Annotated in this window: 14 protein-coding genes; 10 read left to right on the forward strand and 4 right to left on the reverse strand. The window is 42.8% G+C overall.

What is annotated here, in order from left to right:
• The first annotated feature begins 53 nt into the window (after nt 1-53).
• The 6 genes from V202x_RS26795 to V202x_RS26820 all read left to right on the forward strand — a co-directional run bounded on the left by V202x_RS26795 (nt 54) and on the right by V202x_RS26820 (nt 5025).
• The gene (locus V202x_RS26795; protein WP_145180092.1) at nt 54-1283 is read left to right on the forward strand and encodes a type II secretion system F family protein; all 1230 of its coding nucleotides are present in this window, start codon (nt 54-56) and stop codon (nt 1281-1283) included.
• A gap of 77 nt (nt 1284-1360) precedes the next feature.
• Entirely contained in the window at nt 1361-2470 is a 1110-nt protein-coding gene (locus tag V202x_RS26800; RefSeq protein WP_145180094.1) for a type II secretion system F family protein, read from the forward strand.
• Nucleotides 2471-2492: 22 nt separating this feature from the next.
• The gene (locus tag V202x_RS26805; RefSeq protein ID WP_197993118.1) at nt 2493-2945 is read left to right on the forward strand and encodes a PilW family protein; all 453 of its coding nucleotides are present in this window, start codon (nt 2493-2495) and stop codon (nt 2943-2945) included.
• Nucleotides 2946-2947: 2 nt separating this feature from the next.
• Entirely contained in the window at nt 2948-3547 is a 600-nt protein-coding gene (locus tag V202x_RS26810) for a type II secretion system protein J (protein WP_145180099.1), read from the forward strand.
• Between the two features lie 22 nt (nt 3548-3569).
• Nucleotides 3570-3986 carry a hypothetical protein gene (locus tag V202x_RS26815; RefSeq protein WP_145180101.1) on the forward strand — a complete coding sequence of 139 codons (417 nt, stop codon included), beginning with the start codon at nt 3570-3572 and terminating at the stop codon, nt 3984-3986.
• A gap of 100 nt (nt 3987-4086) precedes the next feature.
• Nucleotides 4087-5025 carry a DUF1559 domain-containing protein gene (locus V202x_RS26820; RefSeq protein ID WP_145180103.1) on the forward strand — a complete coding sequence of 313 codons (939 nt, stop codon included), beginning with the start codon at nt 4087-4089 and terminating at the stop codon, nt 5023-5025.
• 25 nt (nt 5026-5050) lie between these two features.
• Here the strand turns inward: V202x_RS26820 and xerD are convergent, their stop codons facing one another.
• On the reverse strand, nt 5051-6001 hold the full coding sequence (gene xerD / locus V202x_RS26825; protein ID WP_145180105.1) for a site-specific tyrosine recombinase XerD: 951 nt from the start codon (nt 5999-6001) through the stop codon (nt 5051-5053).
• 135 nt (nt 6002-6136) lie between these two features.
• Nucleotides 6137-8401, reverse strand: coding sequence for an ATP-dependent helicase (locus V202x_RS26830; protein ID WP_145180107.1), 2265 nt, complete (start codon nt 8399-8401; stop codon nt 6137-6139).
• Nucleotides 8402-8984: 583 nt separating this feature from the next.
• On the opposite strand from V202x_RS26830, the gene V202x_RS26835 reads away from it, so the two are divergent.
• Both V202x_RS26835 and V202x_RS26840 read left to right on the forward strand, forming a co-directional pair.
• Nucleotides 8985-11237, forward strand: a complete 2253-nt coding sequence (locus V202x_RS26835; protein WP_145180109.1) for a hypothetical protein — start codon at nt 8985-8987, stop codon at nt 11235-11237.
• 260 nt (nt 11238-11497) lie between these two features.
• On the forward strand, nt 11498-12391 hold the full coding sequence (locus V202x_RS26840) for a hypothetical protein (protein ID WP_145180110.1): 894 nt from the start codon (nt 11498-11500) through the stop codon (nt 12389-12391).
• Between the two features lie 38 nt (nt 12392-12429).
• On the opposite strand, the gene V202x_RS26845 is transcribed toward V202x_RS26840, so the two are convergent.
• Nucleotides 12430-14361, reverse strand: coding sequence for a type IIA DNA topoisomerase subunit B (locus V202x_RS26845; RefSeq protein ID WP_145180112.1), 1932 nt, complete (start codon nt 14359-14361; stop codon nt 12430-12432).
• A gap of 95 nt (nt 14362-14456) precedes the next feature.
• On the reverse strand, nt 14457-16871 hold the full coding sequence (locus V202x_RS26850; protein ID WP_145180114.1) for a DNA topoisomerase (ATP-hydrolyzing) subunit A: 2415 nt from the start codon (nt 16869-16871) through the stop codon (nt 14457-14459).
• 555 nt (nt 16872-17426) lie between these two features.
• Between V202x_RS26850 and V202x_RS26855 the strand changes: the two genes are divergently transcribed.
• Both V202x_RS26855 and V202x_RS26860 read left to right on the forward strand, forming a co-directional pair.
• Nucleotides 17427-18197 carry a hypothetical protein gene (locus V202x_RS26855; RefSeq protein WP_145180116.1) on the forward strand — a complete coding sequence of 257 codons (771 nt, stop codon included), beginning with the start codon at nt 17427-17429 and terminating at the stop codon, nt 18195-18197.
• A gap of 86 nt (nt 18198-18283) precedes the next feature.
• Nucleotides 18284-18826: a hypothetical protein gene (locus V202x_RS26860; RefSeq protein WP_145180118.1), complete on the forward strand. Its 543-nt coding sequence runs from the start codon at nt 18284-18286 to the stop codon at nt 18824-18826.
• Nucleotides 18827-18830 lie beyond the last annotated feature (4 nt).

The following is an 18830-nucleotide window of genomic DNA, read 5'->3' on the forward strand; positions in this document are numbered from 1 at the left end:
TGAATATCGTGATACTTTATAACGATTATTCGTTTCCACGGGATTGAAAATCGATGGTTTGGTATCGTTACCAGGGAATCAATTTGAAAGGAAAAAATGTATCAGGCCGTATTCATGCCGCTGACCGGGATGAAGTGGCCAGCATGCTTCAAAATCAGGGTGTGAAAATTGAATGCATACAGGAAGAAGCGGCCGTTTATGCTACTTCTAGTGCAACTAGTGAGAATAGTATGTCAAATTTGTCTTCTGGTGATTTTGAAGTGATTTCGGAACATCTGTCTGATTTGACACGCGCTAAGCTGCCTTTGTCTGTTGGATTGGAGGCCGTTTCACATGAAATCGAAAATGCTCGCCTCCGTTCCGCAGTACAGAAATTGGCGGCACAGCTTGATGCAGGTAAAGATTTGGAAACGGTGTTATCAGAATCTAAAGCACCACGCGAGCTTTGCGCTCTGGTTCATGCTGGTATCCGGTCAGGAAGAATGAGTGAAATTTTAGCCGATTATGTTGCTCACACCAGACAACTGGGTGAAATGAAAAGCCAGTTACTGATGGCACTCAGCTATCCTTTGATTCTAGTCGGCTTCGCATTACTGGTGTTGTTGAGTATGTTGATTTGGATCATTCCCTCTTTTAAATCGATCTATTTGGACTTTCAAATCGAATTGCCGGAAATTACTTTGAAACTTTTTCAAATGTCCGATTTTTTGTGTACTCAGTGGTGGTGGTATCTGCCAGCAGCACTGTTTGGAATTGCTGGCTGTCTATGGCTTATGAAAACAGAAATTGGTCAAAGGGTGATACAGAAACTCATTTATCGCTTACCATTGGTAGGAGGGCTTTTAAGTGGGATTACAGTCTCTCGATTTTCTCATTTACTCGCCTTACTTGTTGATAATGACGTCCCTTTTATCGACGCATTGAAAATGACTGGTGAAAGCTCAAGCAACTATGAAATCCGCACTGCCTGCAGACAATTCTCACAAACCGCTTCAACAGGACAAGCTCAAATTTCATCACTGGCATCATTAAATATCTTTCCTGTTACTTTTTTGCAAACACTATCAAACCAAACAGGGACCTCTTCACGTATAGGACCAAAATATTCTGTTGAGATTCTCAATGCATTGGCAGACATGCTGAATAGCCAAACGAGGGTTCGTATCACGTTTTTTGCTTCAGTGGTGGAACCACTCATTATTATATTCTGTGGAATTCTAATGGGGGGGTTATTTATTGCCATGTTTGCGCCATTGATTCAACTGATGAACTGGATCGCTTAAGAATAGAGGTCCAGTTCCATTTGGATCTTCTATCTTTCAGACAGAAAGTGGAAATTGTTGAAAGAGATCATTAGTCGATGACCAAGCGAGACAGTTTCAATCAGTTCGAGCGATTACTGCGTCTGGAAAATAGTTCTATTTTGCGTGGATCATTTTCTTTTTTAGGACGAGTGACTAAATCTCAACAAGTAGCATTATTGCGTATTTTAGCGGTCGCTTCAGAAAAGCAGCTCCCGTTAATCGATGTACTGGAAGCTTTCGCCAAAGATGTACGAGGTCATTGGAGGCATCAAATCATACGTTTAGTCGATTTGCTCAGAAGTGGGGTCCCTTTAGCTGAAGCATTGGAGAAGATTCCGTCTGTCATTCCCACAAAAGCTTTTTTTCTGGTTAAGGCTGGGGCAGAATCTGGCACGCTCCCTTCAGCCCTGACAATGGCTGCTGAAGTTTGTGCAGAAGAGCGCAATGAACGCGATAGTCTACGCGCAGGAGTCTCCTATTACATTGTATCTGTCCTATTTATCTTAACATTAATCCTAAGCTTCATCTGCTACTGGATTATTCCCAAAATGAAAAAGATTTATTTCGATTTTGAAGTCGAGTTACCAGCTTTAACATTGGATATCATTCGGGCGTCAGATTGGTTGGTAAAATACTATTGGATCTTTCCATTACTGCTTTTAACAATCTATTTACTACGTGCATTGTTAATCAAAACCGAATATCTCGAGTACAGAGGGAGACCGATGTATTTTTCAGGCATTTATCCGCGAGGAAGGGCACCCGACGTATTGCGGTTTTTACATGTCGTGACAGACTCAGGGCGTCCTTTGATGGGAGCATTTGAGACACTAACTCATTGCACAAAAAATCGTTTTCTATCACAACGTTTTCGAGCGATTTTGGAAGACATTCGAAAAGGTAACGATTGCTGGACTTCCTTGCACGATTACAGCCTATTGACTCCGGGTGAAGTACGCTTGCTACAGTCAGCTCAACGAGCAGGGAATTTAAGCTGGGCTCTTAAAGCCATTGCGAAAAGTATCGAACGACGCATTGATTACCGAATGGCATTAATCAGGGAATACCTGGAACCGGCTTTGATTCTAAGCATGGGTTGCCTGGTCGGTGTATTCGTAATCGGTTTATTTTTGCCACTTGTGGAACTTATGAATAACTTAGCATAATTGTTTTATATTGGTTATCACCGTGAAAAAAAAATATCACATCAATCAGGAATTATGCTTCGTCAAGAACCTACCGTGTTTACAACGGGGGTTCACACTCGTTGAAATGATGGTTGCCGGCGTACTGTTGATGACTGTCACGATGATTATTGTACCAGCCATTTATTGGGTACATTGCGAACAAAGACAAACTGAACATTGCCAAATTGCAATCGTCGAGGTTGAAAATATGATGGAACGCATTGCCGCATTACCTTTCGATGACATCAATCAACCGGCCGTAGATAAATTTGCTCTCTCAGAAAGCACATCAGGGCAGTTACACGATCCTAGTTTAGCTATTGAAATCACTGACTCTGGTGATCTTCCTGTAATGAAAAAGATTCAGATAGAGTTAGGCTGGAAAGATCACCGTGGAGTGAATGTCGCACCTGTGCGATTGACTTCATGGGTGTGTCCCAAGGAAAGTTTGTAGTGATGCAGCGTTTTATTGTTAGTTCGATGAAAACACACCACGGAAGTACTCCTGGCATTTCATTGGTGGAAGTAGTTGTAGCAATGGGAATTGCAACTGTGCTGATGGGTATCAGCATGACAATAATAAATACAGTCATGCGTACAGAACGCGAAACCAGTAAAGCGACATGGTTAGGATCATCCTTTTATCGATTTTCTCGTCTCATTCGGTCTGATATCCATGCAGCTGACAGCCTGGATTTTCTAGATGGGGATGCTCGTAACAGTCCTGAATTGACGATTAAAAAAGCCGGAAATGAAGTTGTGAAGTATCATGTCAAGGGCAGCCGTATTTTCCGTTTTGTAATTCGGAAAGATCAGCAGGTTCATCAGGATACATTTTATTTACCTGAAGGATCTCAGGCTTATTTCTTTCAACGAAAGCGTTCAAATCAAGCAGGAATTTCAATCGATCAAGCACGTCAATTTAATATACCAGTACAAAAAGAAGTCAATAAAAACGAAGCTTCAACCAGAGAATTGTCAATTATTTCTATAATAGGCCATGACCATCGGCTGGCCTCAATCCGGAAAAAACAACCGGAAGAAGAAACAAAATAAGAGAACAGACGGGGTCATTAATATGCGAAGTTCAGCAAATTCACAACTATCACTCGGCAGAACAACGTCTCGCAGAGGTGCTGTCTTAGTCATTGTGATGATCTGTCTGCTGTTAATCTCACTATTGATGTCTTCATTACTGAAATCTGCCTTATTACAAAGGCGGCAAACCATAAGAGAGCAAAATCGTTTACAGGCAGAATGGATTTTAGAATCAGCATTGGAACGTGCTGCCCAACAACGACTGGAAAACAATGAATACAAAGGAGAGGTCTGGGAGATTAGTCCTATGGATCTTGGAACGCGTTATGCAGGTTCTGCAGAGATAACGCTGAAAACCGAGGGAAAGGATGATCGTCAGATCTCGATCCAAGCGCGTGTGATTTATCCTGAAAATGGTGCATTTTCAGTTACTCGTACAAAAAATATAGTTTTGTGATCTAATTTATTTCAGAGATCCACCAAATTGATTTTATAATTCTTATTTGACTCTATTTTGTAAGCTATCATTGATTTTATATATTTGGAGAATGAAATTTATGAAAAACCCTCTTCTCAATTATCGAAGTCGGTCCAGTGGCGAACCCCATGGATTCACTTTGATTGAACTTCTTGTTGTGATTGCCATTATCGCGATTTTAATCGCACTATTACTGCCAGCAGTTCAACAAGCGCGCGAAGCAGCCCGACGCACACAGTGCAAAAACAATCTGATGCAAATCAGTCTGGCAATTCAAAATTATGAAATGGCTTTTGAGATTTTACCCGCCGGAGTCTACAACCAGACTGGTCCTATAAAAAATGAACCCGTGGGTTATCACATGGGATGGTTGGCAGGTTTAATGCCTTATCTGGACCAGCCGATTTTGAATCGTTCAATTGATTTTAATGAAAGCGTTTATGCACCAGTGAATCAACAAGCTCGAAAAGCACCTGTCTCGGTTTTACGATGCCCTTCAGATCCGAAAGATTCGCTCACAATATCTAAAACAGAGAATAACATTGAAGTCTATCAGACCAATTACGCGGTTTGCTATGACGCAGTAGACACTCCCATCAATGTTGATAATTCAGGCGTGATGTATTTAAACAGCAGCATCAGTTACGACCAGATCACAGACGGCAGTAGTAATACGATTTTTATCGGTGAGCATTTATTTCAAGATAATGATTTGGGTTGGATGTCGGGAACAAAAGCCAGTTTACGAAATACGGGTTCTTTCAATGCGGATTTACCAAATAATCTGAGACACTACAATAGACCCAATCAATCTCCGTCTGACGAACTGAATGAAGAAAAGATAGAACCAATTGATCCACTACTCAGAGTAGGAGGGTTTGGCAGTTACCACCTAGGTGGTGCCCAATTTGGATTCGGAGATGGCAGAGTCAAATTTATTTCGGAAGATATTGATGCTGCCTTGTTTGAACAATTAGGTAATCGTGCTGATGGCAAATTGATCATGAAAGAGTTTTAATTGGAGCCGACAACGAGTGATTGTTTTACCCTCGCGGATGATACATCTGATGCACTGCTTTCAAGCGGCTGTGATCTACGTGTGTGTAGACTTGAGTCGTTCGGATATTAGCATGTCCTAATAGCTCCTGCAGGGCACGGATCTCAGCACCACCAGCCATCATATGTGTGGCGAAACTATGCCGCAATGTGTGAGGGCTAACCTCTTTACTGCAACCAATTCGGGCTGCATTTTTCTTAACGATATTCCAGACCATGATCCGTGATAATTGCTTACCTCCACGGTTGAGAAAAAGCGATTGTTCCGCCTGATTTCGTTTTATCATGTGCGGTCTTTCATGATTCAGATAGGCTTCAACGGCGGCTACAGCAACTGGATTCAGTGAAACGATTCGTTCTTTATTCCCCTTGCCGATACACCGAGCGTAGCCTTCCTCAAGCTTAATGGCACTTAAAGGTAGATTCACAACCTCACTGACACGACAGCCTGTGGCATACATCATTGCCAGAATCGCACGATCACGTAATGGATAGCGATCTCTTTTACAAGGAGCCATCAAGAGTTCGTTCACTTTTTCAGGACTTATTACCTTAGGTAGGTAATTCCAGAGTTTGGGAGAGTTGACTAGGTCGGCAACACTCTCAGCCAAAATTCCTTCCAGAACCAAGTAGCGAAAAAATAATTTGATTGATGCTAAGTGACGCGCAATGGTTGTTGCTGCCAGTTTTCGTTTATTGAGATGTTGCAAATATTTGGACAGAAATTTTAAATCAACATCACTGAAAGCACGTGGTTTCTGCTTACAATACCAATCTAGAAATTGGACAATGTCTGACCTATACGCTGATAGTGTATTGTGAGCCATTCCACATTCTGCCTCCAGATAATTCAAATAAGGCGCTAAATGCACTTTTGGATCAGCATTCTTACGGGCCTGAAATTTAGATTTTGCTGGTGGTTTTTTACGTGGTGGCATGCAAGGACCTACGGGCTTCTGATCGCACAAAACTATTAATGCGAACACGTTAGAACTACTGGTGATTCCTTAGCTTGAATCGAGACCTGTATTTTTATCGGTGGGAAACAAGGTTAGCCTTGAGCCTGGAACCGATTAGCGCAATCCCAACGGTTGTAATGGACAATGGGTGGCCATAAAGGTCTGACTTTCTTTCTCATTATCAAAAATGACATTGACCGTTCGTTTTCGGGAATAACCACTCATTGATATGACTGTACCAACACCATAGCGCGGATGCCGTACACGCATACCGACTGAAAATCCTTGTGGAAGATCTGCTGCTTCTGGAGTCTCTTTCAAGAGATCTGCACCTGTCATCAACAACGGGCGTTTTGATGCTGTAGCTTTCAATGTTTCGGAATCAACTTCACCACGTTTGACTGATTCAACAAACTCATCAAAGTGAGATTTCGAGTCAGATATGTGATCCGTCTGGTCTTTAACATCGACATCGATTTCTTTCAGGAAATCACTGGTAATGGTTCGCCAGGGACGACCTCTTAGAGAACGTTCTCGGGTTTGCGTCAAGAAAAGACGTTGTTCGGCTCGAGTGATACCAACAAAAAACAGTCGCCGCTCCTCTTCCAAACCGTCTCGATACTCGTCACGTAGAACACGCTCATGCGGAATCAGGTTTTGTTCGACTCCGATGATAAATACGACTGGATATTCCAATCCCTTGGCAGCATGCAGGGTCATTAATGTCACACGGCCAGCGGAATCATCCAATTGATCGGTGGCACTAGCCAAGGTACTCACTTCCAGAAATCCTTCCAGTGTTGTTTCTTCTCCGAAAATTTCATCATATTTCCGAGCCGTTGACAGCAATTCATTGACATTGGCAATCCGCTGTTGATCTTCTTCATCAGGACTTTCTTTCCAGGTGTCGACCAAGCGTGTACTGTCGATAATCGCTTCCATTAAATGCGCAACCGAGCCAGAGTCGGCCATCGAAAAGCTGGAAATCATCTTGGCAAAACGAGCAACCGTCGTAGAGGCTCGTTTGGAAAGAGTCGGACAGTCTGTAGCTTGATGAGCAGCCTCTAAGAGACAAATCCCTCGTTCATCCGCCCAGCGAATCAGCTTATTCTGCGTTGTCTTGCCGATCCCTCGTAATGGTTTATTTACAATCCGAGAAAAGGCAATACGATCATCCGGGTTATTAATTAATTTCAAATAAGATAGCAAGTCTTTGACTTCTGTCCGTTCATAAAAGGCTACACTTCCGGCCAATTGATAAGGAATTTTATATCGGGCAAGCGCCAATTCGAGTTCTCGGGATAGCGAATTCACCCGGTAAAAAATTGCGAAATCCGAGTAATCAAAGTCTTCCTGATCTATAGAATTACGGATTCGTAAAGCCACTTCATCAGCCTCTTGACGTTCATCATTGAAGCACAACAATTCAACGGGTTTGCCCTCTTCATTTTCAGTAAACAGAGTTTTGGCTTTACGTTTCTGATTATGTGAAATTAAACAGTCAGCTACGCGCAGGATTTCTTTTGTACTGCGAAAGTTTTGTTCCAACCGAATCGTTTTACAATCTGGAAAATCTCGCTCAAACTGTAAAATGTTTTCGATTTTTGCACCGCGCCAGCCATAAATGGATTGATCAGGATCACCGGTCACACAAAGATTCCGCGTGTTCAAAGAAAGCCCCATCACAATTTGATATTGCGCCAAATTCGTATCTTGGTATTCATCCACAAGAATGTACTGATATCTCTCATCCAGACTCTCCCGTAACTCGGGAGAGTCTCTTAAAAGACTGGCTACATGTAACAGTAGATCATCAAAATCAACAGCATTTGATTCCAGTAATAATCTCTGATACACCGGATAGACCCGCGCGGCAACTGCTTGTAGGTGATCTCCAATAGACTCCTGATAAGTTTCAACAAACTGTTCTGCACTAATCAGATCATTTTTTGCACGACTGATCATTGATCCAATCGTTGATGGATTGTAGGCAACAGTATCGATATCTAATTCGTTCAGAATATGACGAATGAGTTGTTGTTGATCAGTCGTATCGAAAATCGAAAAATTACTATCAAGTCCAACCACATTTCCATATCGTCTTAAGATACGAACACAAAATTTATGAAAAGTAGAGATTTCCACATGAGTGTTTGGGATCAATTGTTGGACCCGTTCGCCCATTTCATCTGATGCTTTATTCGTGAATGTAATTCCTAATATTTGGCGCGGGGAAATCCCAGCATGAATCAGTGAGGCAATGCGGTGGGTGATCACACGTGTTTTACCGGAACCAGGACCAGCAAGCACTAAGAGTGGACCTTCATGATATGAGACCGCTTCAAATTGCGGTGAAGTCAGGACCTGCTGAAAATCCAAGAGAAATTCCTTTAGTGTCGTAAAGTTGAATTCAAACAGACGAAGTCATCAATGTATGTTGTGGACTCGGAAATTCCAAATCGAATGACCCGATTATCACAGCATTCAAATGTGAACATATGTATGTTTTGCCTATGATGTGAATACAAGTTGCCTTGGTTGATTGCACAATATTTGCGGGTCCACTAGACTGCGCAGAAGTGGTGCTATGACATGCTTGGATATGTTGCAAAAAGAATAATGACTTTCTGAGATTGTCGATACTGAGAACTAGGCTGTTTACCTAGAATATTCAGCCTGTAATTTACTATCAAAAATGAACAAGTATTCTGTAAGAAAATAACAACATTGTTGAAACCTGCTTATAGGCAGGGTTTTGCAGATTTTGATGCTTTAATAGTTGAATGGTAGTGCCTAAGTATTATTTCACACATACTCACTGCCAACAAATGACGATAATTAATTTTACAACGGTAGTCCCCACCTCTACCTAATTTGTAATACGGGCCAAATCTGTCCTGTGTACTTTTTAAACGGTGGCAGCCGTTTTTCAAATCCCTTTGCCGATGGAGTGCGATTAGACATGCTTCTAAAGGAATCAAAACCTTCCAGAAACAAACAACAGTATTTTGGTATGGTTAGTTTAGCAGTTTTAGGTATCGCCAGCTTGGCGTTGGTTGTGACAACCACAATGGCGGTCGAAGGAAAGCAGCCTCAGAAAGAAGACGTTGGTTTACAAGGCATCTTGCCTGCCGAAGTTCCTGAAGATCTCTCAACAGAATCTTTAGAAGGCTTGGAAGGTAAATGGGTTCAATGGGAACAACAAGTTTCTGAGCTGCTGGGAAAATTGTATGAAACAGATTTAACTCTGAATCAACAAAAACAGACATTAGCAGCTTTGCAGGCAAAAATTAAAGAGGCACAAGGCCAAGCTGCCTTATCGGAATACTGTAGTCGTCTGCAACGGCGTATTGATATCGCTAATGCGGTTCTCAAAACACTCGGACAAGATTGGGGAGCTGTCAAAACTGCTCAAATGAAGTCGAAGCAAAACGAATTAGCAGCAGTTGCTAAGTCATTAAAGAGCTACCTCAATTCGTTACAAAATGGCGATGGCTGGGTTGAATACCTACAGTTGAATGAACTGCAAAAAGAATTAAAAAACAATTACTCTGAAGTGGAATTGCTTGATCTTGTGAAATCGCTGCAAGCCAAGTTCGAAGCGCGTGGCGCATTAAAAGATGCGGAACAGCGAAAGTTCTTTAATCGAGAACAATTCAAGGACTTAGAAAAATCCGTTAAAGCGTTTTTAGCCGAGTCTAAAGCAAGCACAAGTAAAATTGATGTTAGCAAAATCCGAAAACAATTGACGGCCCTTGTGACTAACCTCGAAGAATATGAAAGCTCTCAAAGTAATAAGAATGCTTTTGAAGCGCGTAAAACCTACGCCCAGTTACGCAAAGAACTGGGAAGGGGCTTACAGCCTTTAACCACAGCTTTACGAAACAACTACTTTAATTATAACTTACGAGTCATGGTCGCCGAAGATTTCATTAACCGGTTGATCAATGATAGCACATGTGAGAAAGGTCCCGTCGTTGATTGCATCTTGGGCGCTTACGTTACTGGGAATCAGGCAACGACAACTGAAGTCGGAGTCGACTTCAAGCCCAGCGATTCCACACTTCGATTCGATTTGACGCTGAATGGTGTTACAAACAGTGAAACCTCTGGTACAACAAGCCAGGCTGTTATTTATACTTCAGGCCATCATCAAATCTGGGGTGGGAAAGAGATTAACTTTGACGGTGATACTTTTACAACTCAACCTGCCTGGGTTCAGGTTGATGCACATAACACAACTGTCGGAGCCAGTACAAATTTGGATGGAATTCCTCTTTTGTCAGGGCTCGGTCGTTCCATGGCCTATCGTCGTACAGCACAATTAAAAGGTGAAGCAGAAGCAATTGCTGCTCAACGAGTTCGTGATCGAGTTCGCCCACGTTTTGATGAAGAAGTAGATGATCGAATCACACGAGCCAACGAAAAAGTGGGTGGCCAATTAAACAAGCGTCTGAGAGATAATGATCTCTTTCCTTCAGCTCGAAGCTTTGCATCTACAGATAGCCACCTCTATATTCGTACTCGGTTAATGGATACGGGTGAATTGGCTGCCAATTCACCTCCACTTTCCATCTCCTCTAAAGATAGCGTTGTTCTGCAACTACATGAATCCGTAATGAACAACAGCTTGTCACGTATGGGTTTAGAAGGTCGTAAAATTTCTGATCAAGACTTAATCACAGAGTTTGAAAAGTCGATCGCCGATATTTTGGATCGGGAAGTCAAACTGGAACGCCCCCCTGTTGATCCTGATAAAGGCCCAAATATTCTCGCGTTTGATAAAAAAGACCCGATTCGTGTGCAAATTAGCGATAACACAGTGAATCTCATTTTGCGTTGTGGTTTCGAACAAAAAGGAGAAACAGCAGTACCAACACAGATCATTACAGTTCCTCTACATTTCAAAGTGGAGGGAGACAAAATCCATATCACACGAGGAGACGTGAAATCATCCCCAGTTGTAAGGCCTGATCGGATTGCTTCACAAATCGCCCGTGCTGGTGTTGTAAGAAGTAAGATGGAAAAGGCATTTCCGAATCGTGTTGAGCCTTCTCAGGTAAAAGCGAAACTGGAAAACAGAACCGTTTACTTACACATCACCGATATTTTGGCAAATGATGGTTGGTTAACGGTAACTGTCGGCAATGACTTGACTGTTGAAAAACATGACGAAGTTCCGCCGGCTGTGGAAGAAACTGCTGCGGTAAATTAGTCTAGTCCATTTATCCAATATTTTGTAAAAGAGGCGAATCATCTGATTCGCCTCTTTTTTTGTTCAGATTCACAAAATTTAGTCTTTAGGCATTATCTGACGAGTGATTTCCTATTCTTATATCGTACTTGAATATGAGACTGAGTATGAAGAACCGTTTCGCATTATTGAATTGTGTTGTCTGCACTTTCGCCTCCACATGTCTAAGAACGTCCAATCGCTCATTTCATAGAAAACCATTAAGGAACATCGTATTTTCATTGACGCTAGTAGCCACAATTGGCAATGCGGAATTTGTTTTAGCAGTCAATGAGTACGATGCGTTTCTAAGTTTTGTTCGACTTTGGGTGCCTGAATTGCCTCCGTCTAAACAAAAACTTTCTATTCAAAAACAAGCAGAATTTAAGAATGTCTGGACTCAAGTAGGACTCGCTGGAAAAAACTGTGAGTCTGCTTGGGAAAACGCTTTACAAAATGATCCGTTAATGAGGCGTGCTTTGAAGGCCTATGATCGTTTTGGTGAATTAGAAATTCAGTATAATGATTTACGAAACCAACTCAGATCTGAATATGGGAAAAAACAGTTTCGTGAGATGGAGGCAAAGAGAAACTCATGGTTAAGAACTCAGGAAAATGAATGGATCGATTTGGAAGATCGCGACATGATTCGGCTATCTGTTTGGGTCTTGAGTTATGGTGGTAATCAAAGCTGGCTCTATCAAAAACCATTTGCTCAAGCTTCCAAAGAAGTTATGCGAAATAAAGAAGGGCCCTTTTTAAAGTTTGTCAGGAATGTCATTCGAAACAAAGGGCATCAATTGAACACAGAAGAAATGCTATCTCAGCTTCTTACGAATCAGTATGGAGCACTAAGTGAGGCAGACAAGCAGGAAATCTATAAGAGAGGTGTACTATGGATGAGGCAACAAAATCGCAGCAAAAAAGAAAAAACTGATCTTCCCGACTTCATGCAACAATATCTGAGAGTGCGGGCTGAAGCGGAATACCTGTTCGAAATTGGTGAAACTTATTTAAGAATGACACCACAACCAAAGGTGGAATTTGCGAAACAAGAATTCACGAACTTACTAAAAAAAGCTCACGCCATCCGGCCAGACCTTATAGACGTCTTAATTGAAGTTCATAAAAACTAATTTCCTCAATCAATTGAAAATTCTATACCTGAACAAAATCAGTAATCGATATCATCTGCCTCGACAGCTTCTTCCATAATGAGATCATAGCGAAGAGAAGGGTCTTTCCCAAAGAGCTGAGAGAAGGTCGAATCCGCTTCTAATTGACTATCAATATCGACTTTCAATAGAACACGATGTTTCGGGTCCAGCGTTGTCACTTTCAACTCACTGGCGGTCATTTCGCCCAGTCCTTTAAAGCGACCAATTTCGTATTTTCGGTTGGCGGGCAACGACTCCACAATTTCTTCTTTCTGAACATCGTCCTGTGCATAAAATTTTTCAGTTCCAACGGTGATACAGTACAAAGGTGGCTGTGCCAGAAACAACTTTCCCTGCCGAATCAATTCCATCATATGACGAAAGAAGAATGTCAGCAGTAATGTGCTGATGTGATAACCATCACTATCGGCATCCATCAGCAGAATAATACGGTTATATCGCAGTTTGTGAATGTCAAAGTTGGCGCCGATACCTGTTCCCAATGTCTCAACCAAATCCTTGATCTCCTGATTTCCCATGATCTTGGAAACCGCCAACGATTCGGTATTTAACACTTTACCACGAAGCGGTAATACCGCTTGAATACGACTGTCACGGCCCATTGCCGCCGTACCGCCAGCAGATAAACCTTCCACAAGAAAGAGCTCCGACTCTTCGGGTTTGTTAGAGCGACAATCGAGAAGCTTCCCTGGCAAAGTCGATTTTCGATTCGTGGCAGACTTTCGGCGAACTTCTTTTTGTGCATCTCGGCTGGCCAAACGGGCACGTGCAGCTAACACAATACGACCAACCACTGCATCGGCAATACTTGGGTTATTATTTAACCATGTTTCTAAAAGTGGACGCACAATTCCTTCCACAAAACCACTCACTTCAGGATTATTTAGCTTTTCTTTTGTCTGGCCCTGGAACATTGGATCGTTATGGAAAACCGAAATCAAGCAAAGTACGCCTTCCCTGATATCTTCTGTAGTGATGGAAAGCCCTTTGTGTTTGATATTATGTACGTCCATGTAATTCTTCACTGCTTTGGCAATACCGGAACGCAAACCACTTTCGTGCGTTCCTCCAGCATGTGTGCGAATTCCGTTGACATAACTGCGAACTTGCTCATCAGTTGCATCAGTCCAACGCAAGACCATTTCAACACGAACATTCTTATCTTCTTTTTCCGCGAAAAACAGTTGTTCGTGTACCGCCTTTTTCTGCTGTTCCTGAGTCAGTTTTTCTAGATACCCTCGAATTCCTTCCGGATGAGAAAGTTCGTGAGTCTCTTTTTTGACTTCATCCTTAAACGTAATTTTCAATCCACCATGAATAAACGCAACATCTTCCAGATGTTGGCGGATCGTATCAGCATTGAAATGGACACGTCGAAAAATGGTATCATCGGGCCGGAAATAAATCTCTGTGCCATGTCCGCGTAACGGTTTTACTTTTTTGACAGGCGTAGTTGGTTTCCCTTTTTTATAGCGCTGGACATATTGATGGCCATCACGAACTACCGTGGCCATCATTTCAGAAGAGAGCGCATTCACGACTGAAGAACCAACTCCATGTAAACCACCACTGCGAGCATAGTTTTTATCCGAAAACTTTCCGCCAGCGTGTAATGTGGTCAATATCAGCTCCAGTGCCGACTTTTTGGTCTTAGAGTGTTTATCAACGGGAATACCTCGCCCGTTATCTTTTACACTGCACGATGCGCCGTCCTTATGGAGCGTAACAACAATTGTGTCTGCTTCCTTCGCGAGATATTCGTCGACCGAATTGTCTACAATTTCCCAGAGCAGATGATGCAGCCCTCGAATATCAACTCCTCCAATATACATGGAGGGTCGTCTGCGGACGGCTTCCAATCCTTCCAGGACTTCGATGTCGGCGGCTGAGTATTTCTTCGTGTTCGATGATTTTGCTGCGGTTGCCATAATAGATGTGATAAATTTCTCTAGATAAACTGCAAATATGAAACTGATGTTATCTCAAAGCCTCGACTGGCCCAAGATGAAAAAATGGAATGAGTCTACTCTTCATAGTCTCCTAGCTCATCCCAGTCGACAACTTCAATTGGTGGATACAATATTTCAGCAAAGCCACTTCTCTGGCTGGTTTTAACTCCTTTGCCACCCCGGGAGGTCACTCCATATTTCATTTGGCCAAACGTCATTTTCTTGCCATTTGTGTTTATCACCCGTAAACAGTCACTGGGACGACTCAACTGGAGCGCTCCAATGACAAAGTCATCTTTTTCAAGACGAATGCCTTTGACTCCCTTACCCGGATTGGAGAGCAACGCCGCTTCTTCAATCTCACAGTGCAACACTCGAGCATCATTCGTAGCAATAAACATTGTTTCTGCATCTTCGACCAAAGCCGCATAGACCACACGATCATCTTTACCAAGCCGACAGTATTTACGACCCGCCTTTGTTGATGCTGTACGAAATGTACTGAAAGAGACCCGCATGATCTGGCCTTTTTCGGTGACAATCAAGAGATGGGGAGTGGGAATGGGCTTTCTGCGAGTCGACTTATCTTCAGGTGTGAACCGTGAATCAGTTGTGATAGCTGCAACCAGATTCACACCATCTCCCAGACGTGCATGTTTTGAAAGTGGTTCACCATATCCAGAGGAAACAGGCACCTGTTCGATGGGTAATGTATAGGCAACACCATCACTGGAGAAAAACACGACATGGTCGAGTGTACTTCCTGGTGCCACCGCTAACACACTGTCACCTTCTCGGGTGCGCGTTTTATCGAGCTCCCGAGTTTCCCCTTTTGTTTTGAGACGTCCTACCCTTTTGATCCAGCCTTCTCTGGAGACAACGACATTTGTATTTTCCCTCACAATATAAGCCTGAGGGTCAAATTCGGTAATTTCATCGGAAGAGCCCAGTTTGGTTTGACGTTTCTCAGGAAATTCCTTCCCAATTTCAACCAGTTCGTTTTCAACGACTTTCCAAAGTCTTCTTTTAGAAGCAAGAATACGGCGGATACGATCAGCTTCTGCCTGTTTTTCTTTTAACTCTTCTCGAATCGTGTTTATTTCCAGTTTGGAAATACGATAGAGTTGTAATTCCAGAATTGCCATCGTCTGAATTTCATCCAGACGAAAATTTGCCATTAGTTTCTTCGCGGCATCCTGCTTGCCATTACTGGCACGAATTAACTTTAACGCTTTATCCAAACCATTAAAGATAATTTTAAAGCCTTGGAGAATATGAATTCGTCTTTCGAGCAATTCCAGTTGATACTCAAAACGACGTCGAACGCTCACGAAGCGAAAATCGAGGAAGTATTGCAACATCTCCTTCAAATCACAGCGTTGTGGCACAAGCACGTCAGACTCATCTGGCACGAGACAGGTCAGATTGACCGAAAAATTCTGCTCCAGATGTGTATGCTTATATAAAAAGGCCATCACTGTTTCAGGATCAGCATCTGGCTTGATTTCCAGAACAATTTTCAGGCCATTTTTATCGTCTGTCTCATCAGCAACATCAACCAGTTGCGGAAGTTTTCTCGCTTCAACAATACCACCAATCTCTGAAAGAAGCGAACCCGTTTCGACCCCATAAGGAACGGAATAAACAATCAGACGGTTCATCCCTTTCGAACGCCTGTCAGTATCAGGTTTCCATTCACCTCGAATCTTTATGGGACCACGCCCCTCTTTATAAACACTTGTTAAAGATCGCTTATCAGTCACAATCCGGCCTCCCATAGGGAAGTCAGGACCTTTAATGTGCTTCATTAACTGGGCAACAGTCGCATTCTTGTTATGAATAAGATGTGTACAAGCCTTAATGACCTCACCCAGATTATGAGGAGGAATATTCGTTGCCATCCCGACTGCAATTCCATGTACTCCATTGACAAGCAGGTTGGGAAATCGCGCAGGTAGTACGACAGGCTCATTACGAGTACCATCATAATTGGGACGCATCTCAACGGTTTGAAATCGCAGCTCATTCATGAGATGTTCTGCTATTCCAGTCAACCTTGCTTCAGTATAACGTGCAGCTGCCGCTGGCAATCCCATAATAGAACCGAAGTTACCCTGACCATTGATCAGAGGGTTTCTCAGGTTGAAATCCTGTGCCAGTCGTACAAGAGCGTCATAGACAGATGCATCGCCGTGGGGATGGTAATTACCCGTGGTATCACCGCAAATCTTGGCACATTTACGTGGCTTCGCATTGGCCACGAGACGCAAGTCTTGATACATAACATACAGAATACGCCGTTGAACCGGTTTAAGGCCATCACGGACATCTGGTAAAGCACGTGACGTAATAACAGACATCGCGTAATTCAGGTAGCGTCTGCGTGTCACTTCACTAATAGGAATATATTCAATACGGTCGGTTTCACTCCCGACTTGTCCATTTGTGCCTTCGGTTTTGCCTTTTTTGGCTGATTTTCGTTTAGCCAAGAGTCTCTCCAATACATCTACGACTCAGCCGTATGAACGACGGGCTGAGAATCTATCAATAGCCACATTGATCAATGGCTCTCGTTAAGAATTCGGGTGATCCCAGATGGTAACTTAAGAAAAATATGCTGATTTTGCCACTTAAACAAACACTAAGGATTGTATCTGTTGAAACGATTATTGAATAGATAAGGCCACTCGTAACCCTTTAAATAGACGATAATTCGGGAAAATAGGACGAATCGTCATTGTAGTTACAAAATGACTCATTCCGACGATTCCTGCCAGCCGAAATTTGAACTAGTGACTTTCGTTTTTGAGAATCACTATTTGGCGATTGAAACATACAAAAATGACCAGAGATCTGAAAAGTGAAATTTCGCGAAATTCGGATTTTCCTTCGGTCTTTATAAAGTGGCTTTGCCTCGTTTATAAGCCGACAAAGGTTCTGAAATTAGATAACTGATCATTCATATTGACTGGGAGAGTTGGACGACTCTCTAACACAGTCTAATTGGTGGATAAACCACAACAAAAATCCAGGGAGGGATTGTTATGGCTCGTTCGAGTCTCAAGGTAACCTTGCTTACCGGGCTGTTACCGGCATTTTTGCTGATGGCACCAGCGGTACAGGCAGCGGAAACAGGTGCTGTCAATAATGCTGTGGTTCAGCAGGAAAGTCGCTCAAAAGTATCAAAATATAATCCGGTCAGTTGGTTGAAACAAAAGTTTTCCCGATCGGCTGGCAAGCCATCTAATATCAAGCAAGTCAGCCATGAACGAGAAGCAACTTCCCAACCACCTAAGCAAAGTTCGTTTGCAAAAAGACCGAAGCTGGGTCGTCGCACTCAAAATAGCAGGTATATTCAACAGGTCAGTAATCAACCTCGAATGATTCAAGCAGCACCTGCTCGTTTTGATCAAGCACAGCAGGCACGACCAATCAGCTATTCACACGGGCACTTTAAACATCATAAAAACTATAAAGCACCTCAACAGATCCGATCGACGGCGGGTATGAATGTATTACCCGGATATCCTCAACTGGGAGCTCCAATGTACCCTTCTCCCAAACCTGGTATTCCTAACTATGTCGGACGAACCATTATCACAAACCAGGCATTGGCTCCTCAGGAAATGTTATATCCACATGAGTACAAAGCCATGTATGGCCCTTATTACTACAACGTAAAGGGGGGCTGGATGTGGACACCATTCGGGATGCGATCTCATGAACGATGGAAGCTGGAAGGTACTCAGGTTCATGTAAAATACAAATCGGATTTTGGCTTCTTCCCAAGGTTCATTCCTCCGTTGGTAAGGTGACAGTTTAAAAGTAAAAGGCTGTTGAGACCAGAAAATGTTTATCACTCTGAGACTATTCGCTCAGAGATACCATCAGGAAAAATATCATGCACAATTTTACCTATAAATTAACAGGACTCATTGTAACGACAGGGATCATTACAGCCCTGTCAGTTCAGAGCCTGCAAGCTGGTGAACCAGCCAGTCTGAAACAGTACCAGAAATCAGGTTCTCCGATTAAACAGGTTGGTTTTTTAAATGATAAATGTGGCTGTAAGAAGAACCATATCTATTCTTATTCGAATAGTCCTTCTTACGTAGGCAGCGATTGCCCGCACTGTCGTGCCGGATCAAGGACTTCTGCTGGTATTGGGAAACGCGGTTCCTTACGCAACTTTTTCCGTTGCAAATTCGGTTACTTCATTCCTACCGGATGTGGTGGTAAAGGTTGTCCTCCCATCGGCCACTACAATATGACATACGCCGTTGATCCCTACTCGTTCGACCAACGGGATGGACGAATCTATGGTGCACAAGGTTACGGCGTTCCGATTGCTGTTCCACTGGCTCCCAATGTTCGACAGAGCTACAACTACGGTTGGGGAATTCCTTCAAGCCGTATTACTCCAATCTCTCGCATCGTTCAATAATTAT

The sequence above is a fragment of the Gimesia aquarii genome (assembly GCF_007748175.1).
Taxonomy (GTDB): domain Bacteria; phylum Planctomycetota; class Planctomycetia; order Planctomycetales; family Planctomycetaceae; genus Gimesia; species Gimesia aquarii_A.